This window comes from Martelella sp., from assembly GCF_984369615.1.
On sequence record NZ_CFHTCS010000238.1, the window covers coordinates 1 to 6,841 of the forward strand.

Consider the following 6,841-nt stretch of genomic DNA (forward strand, 5'->3'; position numbering starts at 1 on the left):
TGCATCGTGCGCGAGGGGTCGGTTCTCGGCATGGGCGTCTATATCGGCAAGTCGACCAAGATCGTCGATCGCGCCACCGGCGAGATCACCTTCGGCGAAATCCCGCCCTATTCCGTCGTCGTCGCCGGCACGCTGCCCGCCGCCAAGCCCATGGGCAACGGCGCGCCGGGACCGGGCCTCTACTGCGCCGTCATCGTCAAGCGCGTCGACGAGCGCACGCGCTCCAAGACCGGCATCAACGAGCTTCTGCGCGACTGATAAAGGCGAAAAGCCAGAAGGCGCCGCCGGAAAAACACCGCGCGGCGCCTGCCAAGCCCTCGCAACGGCCGAAAAAACATCTAGATATTTCCCTATGAAGCTCTCCGATCCCGTCTCCGTCCTGCAAACGCTTGTCCGCTGCCCTTCGGTTACGCCGGAGGAAGGCGGGGCGTTGTCGGCCCTGGAGGCGATGCTGACGCCGCTCGGCTTCTCGGTCGAGCGGATGACCGGTCACACGGACGGAACGCCCGACGTGGAAAACCTCTATGCGCGGCTCGGGACCTCCGGCCCGCACCTGATGTTTGCCGGCCATACGGATGTGGTGCCGCCCGGAAACGCGGCCTCCTGGCGCCATCCGCCCTTTTCCGGCGAGATCGCCGACGGGCTCCTGTTCGGGCGCGGCGCGGTGGACATGAAAGGCGGGATCGCCTGCTTCATCGCGGCGCTTGCCCGGCTTCTCGACGGGGGCCAACGGCTTTCCGGCTCCGTCTCGCTGCTGATCACCGGCGACGAGGAGGGTCCCGGCATTAACGGCACGGAAAAACTGCTTGAATGGGCGAGAGCGCGCGGCGAGCAATGGGATGCCGCCCTTGTCGGCGAGCCGACCAATCCCGATACGCTCGGCGACATGATCAAGGTCGGTCGCCGGGGATCGCTGACCGGCAGGCTGACCGTCACCGGCACGCAGGGCCATGTGGCCTATCCGCATCTTGCCGACAATCCGCTTCGCGCCATGACGGCGATGCTGGACGCCCTGATGGGCGAGCCGCTCGACCACGGCACAGACCTCTTCCCACCGTCCAACCTGGAAGTAACCTCGGTCGACACCGGCAACGCAGCCACCAACGTCATTCCCGAAAGCGTTTCGGCGACCTTCAACATCCGCTTCAACGACCTGTGGAGCGAGGAGACGCTGAAGGATGAACTGACGTCCCGGCTGAACCAGGCGGCCGCCGACGGGAAGCTGAGGCCGGGCCGCGCGCCGGCGCTGTTTTCGCTCGAATGGCTCGGCCGCGTCAGCCCGGTATTCCTCACCCGCAACGAGCGCCTTTCGGGCAGCCTCGCCGCGGCCGTCGAGACGGTGACCGGCCGGCGGCCGGCGCTTTCGACCACCGGCGGCACCTCGGATGCGCGCTTCATCAAGGATTACTGCCCGGTGGTCGAGTTTGGCCTTGTCGGCCAGACCATGCACAAGGTGGACGAGCATGTGCCGGTCGCCGACCTGGAAATGCTGACCGACATATACGGACATTTCATCGAAAGGTGGTTCGCCCTTGCCGATGCCCGGTGAAATCCTGTTTTACATGCGCGGCCTGTGGCTGCTGATCAAGGGCGATCCCGCCCATACGCGCTATCTCGATTTCACCGAACGCGGCCTGGCGCGTTCGTTCTGGGCGCTTGCCTTCTCCTTCCCCTTCATGGTCGCGAGCGAACTCGTCAGCCTCTCCGTGCTCGTTCCCCGGACCATCCCCGTCGGCGCCCGCGAGATCTTCAGAAGCGCACTTGTCCAGGGGCTTGGATGGATGGGGCCGCTGGTGGTGCTGGGGCTCGTCTGCATGGTCTCCGGCATGCCCCGCTCCTTCCTGAAGATCGTGGTCGCCACCAACTGGATGAGCCTACCGATCAATATCTTCGCCGCGCTCGCGATCCTGCTGATCGCGACCGGCCTGCAGCCGCTTGGCAGCATATTGCTGCTCGTGTTCCAGGCCGTCGTGCTCGCCGCCTTCCTCGTCGAGATCCGGATCGTCTACCTGCTGATGAACGAGAAGGCGCTGCCCACGGCTGCGGCCATCATCGCCTCGGCAATCACCGCGCTTCTCATCACGGATATCGGCACGCGCTATATCATGGGCGGCTGAGACTGTTCCGGTTTGACAGGATGTCCGCCTGCCGCAATCGTAGCCGCGAAGCATCCCTGGGGGGGCAAGGACATGAAAACAAAGACAATCTTATCCTTCGTCGTGCTTGCGGCGCTGGCCGGCTGCCAGTCGGGGCCGATCGACGTGCTCTACAAGGAGGGCAGCACACGCGCCGAGCGCCAGCAGGCCTATGATCAGTGCTTCATCCAGGCGCTGAAGGACGTGCCGCAGAACATGGTCACGGAAGTGACCGGCGGCTACAGCGTGCCCGGCGTCATCGATTGCAACACCGATGGCGAGAACACGATCTGCGGCGAAGTCGGCGGCTACACCACGCCCGTCTCCAGCTACAGCTACGATACCAATGAGAAGCTTCGAAACCGCGTCATCAACCGCTGCCTGGCTGACAAGGGCTTCTCCACCATCGAACGTCCGATCTGCGAAAGCCGCGATGAGCGCGCCGCCTATTCGCTCCTCCCGACCCAGCCGAATGCCGCCCAAATCGCCTGCGTGGCCGGCCAGAGTTTCGATCCGAACTGAAGCGGGACTTGCCCGGATGGCTGCCCCATGACTCAATCTCCCCCCTTGAGGGGAGATTGATAGTCGCAAAAATTTCAAAGTACGTTACAGCGCCCGCTGATTGACCCGCTTTGACAGTTCCGCGGCGCTCTCCACCCGTTCCGAATAGCGTTCGGTCAGGTAATCGCTGCGTCCGCGCAGGAGCAGCGTGAACTTCATCAGCTCCTCCATCACGTCGACGACGCGGCGGTAATAGGCGGACGGCTTCATCCGGCCGGCCTCGTCGAATTCGGTGAAGGCCTTGGGGACCGAGGACTGGTTGGGAATGGTGACCATCCGCATCCAGCGGCCGAGAATGCGCAGCTGGTTGACCGTGTTGAAGCTCTGCGAGCCGCCGCAGACCTGCATCAGCGCCAGCACCCTGCCCTGGGTCGGCCGTACCGCCCCGGAGGACAGCGGCAGCCAGTCGATCTGCGTCTTCATCACCGAGCTCATCGCACCGTGACGTTCCGGCGAGCACCAGACCTGCGCCTCGGACCAGATCGACAGGTTCCTGAGTTCCTGCACCTTCGGGTGATCATCCGGCGCGCTACCGACCAGCGGCAGGCCATGCGGATCGAAAATGCGGACATCGGCGCCATAGGCTTTCAGAAGCCGAGCGGCCTCTTCCGTCAAAAGCCGCGAATAGGAGCGCTCGCGCAGCGAGCCGTAAAGCATCAGGATGCGCGGCGGATGCGAAAGGTCGTCCGCGGCAAAAAGCCGCGTCCGGTCGATCGGCCGGAAAGCTTCCCGATCCAGCTGCGGCATGTCGTTATCTTCCGGCAGGTTCATGCGGACTTGTCCCTCGCCGGGACGACGACCTCGCCATCCTCCTTCGAAAACCCGCCAATATCCGGATTATCCAGGATCTCCAGCACGGTCTCCGACGGGCGGCAGAGTTTCGTCCCCTTGGCCGTCACCACGATCGGCCGGTTGATCAGGATCGGATGCTCCATCATCGCGTCGATCAGCGCCTCATCGGAAAGCGCCGGATCGTCGAGGCCGAGGTCATCATAGGGCGTTCCCTTGCGGCGCAGGAGATCGCGCACCGGAATCCCCATCTCGCCGATCAGCGCGACAAGACGCGCGCGCGTCGGCGGCGTCTTCAGATATTCGATGATCTCCGGCTCCTCGCCCGACTGGCGGATCATCGCCAGGACGTTGCGCGAGGTGCCGCAATTGGGGTTGTGATAGATGGTCACCGGCATCGGGGCCTCCAATATATCCATAAATCTGGAATTATTGATACATGTGACTGCCGGCGAATGCAACCCGGCATTCCGCTTACGGATAGTCGACCTGCATGAAAAAAAGCCCTTCGGGCGGGGCGACAGTTCCGCAGGCCCGCCGGTCGCGGGCTTCAAGCGCCGCCTGAACGTCCTCGACGCTCATCTTGCCCTCGCCGACGAGCTTCAGCGTGCCGGCAAAGGAGCGGATCTGGTTGTGCAGGAAGCTCTGCGCCGAGGCGCGTATCTCGATGACATCGCCCAAGCGGGTGACATCGAGCCGGTCCAGCGTGCGCACCGGGGACTTCGCCTGGCACTGGACCGAGCGGAAGGTGGTGAAATCATGCCGGCCGACGAGGCGCTGCGCGGCCTCGTGCATCAGAGCGTGGTCGAGCGGGCGCGGCACCCACCAGGCCCGTTTGAATTCGACCGCCAGGTGGGCCCGGCGGTTGATGATGCGATAAAGGTAATGTCTCTTGACGGCGGAAAAGCGCGCGTCGAAATCATCGCCAACCTCGCTCACCTCGGTCACGGCAATACCGTCACGCGCCAGGCGGAGATGGGCGTTCACCGCATTGAGCAGGGTGAATTCGCTCCAGGTCCGCTCAAGGTCGAAATGGGTGACCTGGCCAAGAGCGTGCACCCCGGAATCCGTCCGCCCCGCGCCGCGGATCGACACATCCTCGCCGGAAAAGCCTTTGACGGCCTCTTCCAGCGCGCCCTGGACGGAGCGGCCGGTCGCCTGGCGCTGCCAGCCGACATAGGCCGTGCCGTCATATTCGACCGTGCAGCGGTAACGCGGCATCAGGCGATGACCGATCCGGCGGGCAACGCATTGCCGCGCAGAAAATCGGCCGCGTCCAGCACCTTGCCGCCGGCCTTCTGCAGCCGCGCGAGGCGGACCGCCCCCTCACCGCAGGCAATGGTCAGCGGTTCTGCGTCGAGCACGGTACCCGCCGGCCCCGCCCCCGCGCCGATGCGGCTTTCATGCACCTTCACCCGCTCCGCGCGCTTCTCCGTCGGGATTTCCGTCCAGGCCCCGGGGAAAGGGGCAAGGCCGCGAATGTGGTTGTGAACCTCGGTCGCCGGCCGGGAGAAATCGATCCGGGTCTCGGCTTTCTCGATCTTCCTCGCATAGGTCACGCCGTCTTCGGCCTGCGGGGCCAGCGGCAGGTCGCCGTCTTCCAGCTTGACCATCGCATCCGCCATCAGCGACGCGCCCTTCAGCATCAGCCGGTCATGCAGCTCGCCGGCGGTCATGTTCTCGCCGATCGCGACCTTTCCGGTCAGCGCCACCGGTCCGGTGTCGAGCCCCTTGTCCATCTTCATGATCATCATGCCGGTCTCCGCATCGCCGGCCATGATGGCGCGCTGGATGGGCGCCGCCCCGCGCCAGCGCGGCAGAAGCGACGCATGGCCGTTATAGGCGCCGAGCCGCGTTCCGGTCAGTATCGCCTCCGGCAGGAGAAGCCCGTAGGCGACCACCACGGCGACATCGGCATTAAGCCCGCGGAACGCCGCGCGATCCTCCTCCTGCCTGAAATTGACCGGCGTGCGGACCTGAAGACCGAGAAGCTCCGCCGCCTGATGCACCGGCGACTTGACTTCCGCGAGGCCGCGCCGGCCCGCCGCGCGCGGCGGCTGCGTGTAGACGGCGGCGATCTCGTGCCCGGCCTCCACCAGCGCCCGCAAGGTCGGCACGGAGAAATCCGGCGTTCCCATGAAGATAATCCTGAGCGCCATGCTGTCTCCTTTCGCGATGGTGAGCGGCCCGGGGCAAAAACCAGGGCCTACATCTTCTGCTGGCGCGATGCCTTGGTGAAGCGCTTGATCACCCTGTCGCGCTTCAGCCGCGAGAGATAGTCGATGAACAGCGCGCCATCGAGATGATCGATCTCGTGCTGCAGGCAGGTGGAAAGCAGGCCGTCGGCGTCGATCTCCTGCTCCTTGCCGTCAAGATCGGTATAGCGCACCTTCACGCGCGCCGGGCGCTCGACCTCGGCGAAGAATTCGGGAATCGACAGGCAGCCTTCCTCATAGACCGAGCGTTCGTCGGAGGCGGTCAGGATGGTGGGGTTGATGACGACAAGCGGGTTCTTCTTCCGCTCTCCTTCGTCTTCGCCCTCTTCCTCATCCCTGCTGGCGACATCGACCACAAGCATGCGGCGCGGCACGCCGACCTGTATGGCGGCAAGCCCGATGCCGGGCGCCTCATACATCGTTTCCAGCATGTCGGCGGCGAGTTTCTTCAGGTCGTCGTCTATGCGTTCGACCGGTTCGGAGACCTTGCGCAGCAGCGGGTCCGGCAGAATTATCAAAGGCATCGTTGTCATGGGGCTCTGATAGCGCATGTTGGCGAAAGAGGAAACGGTTTCGTTCCACCGCACGCCCTTCGCGCGGTTCAGCGGCGGACAAAATAACAATGTTCTTGTTTTGATCTTTCTCCCAGATAATTCTATGCTGGTCCCGATTCAAGAGAGGGCGCCTGATGGACAGACTGATGAATGCAATCGCGGCGGCGGACCCGGTCATTGTTCTGGCCGGGGCTGTGGCCCTGCTGCTCGCCGGAGCGGCGCTCACGCTGGCGCTCAGATCCGGCTCGAGCCGACGCTCGGCCGCGCTTGAGCGCGAATTGCACAATCTGGTTCGTGCGCAAACGGAAATGCAGGGACGGATGGCGACGATGGCGGAACTGTTCGGCAGCCGCCAGTCGGAGCTCAACGCCGCGCTCGGCTCCCGTCTCGACGGCCTCTCGCAGCGCATCGGATCGACGCTGCACCAGCAGCACCAGACGACGCATGAAAACCTGCGCCGGCTGCAGGAGCGGCTTGCCGTGATCGACGCCGCGCAAAACAATATCCAGTCGCTCGCCAAGGACGTGGTCGGCCTGCAGGCGATCCTCTCCAACAAGCAGACGCGCGGCGCTTTCGGCCAGGGGCG

The 6,841-nt window shown here is 64.5% G+C and carries 8 protein-coding genes and 2 pseudogenes; 5 read left to right on the forward strand and 5 right to left on the reverse strand.

The genetic code is table 11. From position 1 onward, the window contains the following. The 4 genes and pseudogenes from AC5DC2_RS16695 to AC5DC2_RS16710 form a co-directional block, all read left to right on the forward strand. A pseudogene (locus AC5DC2_RS16695) lies at positions 1-258 on the forward strand (2,3,4,5-tetrahydropyridine-2,6-dicarboxylate N-succinyltransferase); the annotation flags it as partial. 94 nt (positions 259-352) lie between these two features. Further along, positions 353-1,549 (forward strand): succinyl-diaminopimelate desuccinylase, encoded by a 1,197-nt coding sequence (dapE, locus tag AC5DC2_RS16700; protein ID WP_024708315.1) that lies wholly within the window; start codon positions 353-355, stop codon positions 1,547-1,549. Beyond that, positions 1,533-2,117 carry a hypothetical protein gene (locus AC5DC2_RS16705; RefSeq protein WP_152534532.1) on the forward strand — a complete coding sequence of 195 codons (585 nt, stop codon included), beginning with the start codon at positions 1,533-1,535 and terminating at the stop codon, positions 2,115-2,117. The genes dapE and AC5DC2_RS16705 overlap by 17 nt, the downstream gene beginning before the upstream one ends. 72 nt (positions 2,118-2,189) lie before the next feature. Next, complete coding sequence (locus tag AC5DC2_RS16710; protein WP_491699294.1) at positions 2,190-2,657, forward strand: hypothetical protein; 468 nt, start codon at positions 2,190-2,192, stop codon at positions 2,655-2,657. Positions 2,658-2,741: 84 nt separating this feature from the next. On the opposite strand, the gene arsH is transcribed toward AC5DC2_RS16710, so the two are convergent. The 5 genes from arsH to def all read right to left on the reverse strand — a co-directional run bounded on the left by arsH (position 2,742) and on the right by def (position 6,234). Continuing rightward, a complete protein-coding gene (gene arsH / locus AC5DC2_RS16715; RefSeq protein WP_024708312.1) occupies positions 2,742-3,467 on the reverse strand; it encodes an arsenical resistance protein ArsH in 726 nt (241 codons plus the stop codon). Continuing rightward, the gene (gene arsC / locus AC5DC2_RS16720) at positions 3,464-3,883 is read right to left on the reverse strand and encodes an arsenate reductase (glutaredoxin) (RefSeq protein ID WP_024708311.1); all 420 of its coding nucleotides are present in this window, start codon (positions 3,881-3,883) and stop codon (positions 3,464-3,466) included. Before arsC ends, arsH begins: the two co-directional genes overlap by 4 nt. A 76-nt stretch (positions 3,884-3,959) precedes the next feature. After that, entirely contained in the window at positions 3,960-4,706 is a 747-nt protein-coding gene (gene truA, locus AC5DC2_RS16725) for a tRNA pseudouridine(38-40) synthase TruA (RefSeq protein ID WP_024708310.1), read from the reverse strand. Beyond that, a complete protein-coding gene (gene fmt / locus AC5DC2_RS16730; protein ID WP_491699295.1) occupies positions 4,706-5,644 on the reverse strand; it encodes a methionyl-tRNA formyltransferase in 939 nt (312 codons plus the stop codon). Before fmt ends, truA begins: the two co-directional genes overlap by 1 nt. A gap of 47 nt (positions 5,645-5,691) precedes the next feature. Beyond that, the gene (def, locus tag AC5DC2_RS16735; protein WP_024708308.1) at positions 5,692-6,234 is read right to left on the reverse strand and encodes a peptide deformylase; all 543 of its coding nucleotides are present in this window, start codon (positions 6,232-6,234) and stop codon (positions 5,692-5,694) included. 155 nt (positions 6,235-6,389) lie between these two features. On the opposite strand from def, the pseudogene AC5DC2_RS16740 reads away from it, so the two are divergent. After that, positions 6,390-6,841 (forward strand): annotated as a pseudogene (locus tag AC5DC2_RS16740) (DNA recombination protein RmuC); the annotation flags it as partial.

Excerpts from the sequence above, each read along its gene's own strand:
- dapE (WP_024708315.1), top strand. The coding sequence starts at position 353 with ATGAAGCTCTCCGATCCCGTCTCCGTCCTGCAAACGCTTGTCCGCTGC.
- truA (WP_024708310.1), bottom strand. The coding sequence starts at position 4,706 with ATGCCGCGTTACCGCTGCACGGTCGAATATGACGGCACGGCCTATGTC.
- fmt (WP_491699295.1), bottom strand. The coding sequence starts at position 5,644 with ATGGCGCTCAGGATTATCTTCATGGGAACGCCGGATTTCTCCGTGCCG.
- def (WP_024708308.1), bottom strand. The coding sequence starts at position 6,234 with ATGACAACGATGCCTTTGATAATTCTGCCGGACCCGCTGCTGCGCAAG.
- AC5DC2_RS16710 (WP_491699294.1), top strand. The coding sequence starts at position 2,190 with ATGAAAACAAAGACAATCTTATCCTTCGTCGTGCTTGCGGCGCTGGCC.
- arsC (WP_024708311.1), bottom strand. The coding sequence starts at position 3,883 with ATGCCGGTGACCATCTATCACAACCCCAATTGCGGCACCTCGCGCAAC.
- arsH (WP_024708312.1), bottom strand. The coding sequence starts at position 3,467 with ATGAACCTGCCGGAAGATAACGACATGCCGCAGCTGGATCGGGAAGCT.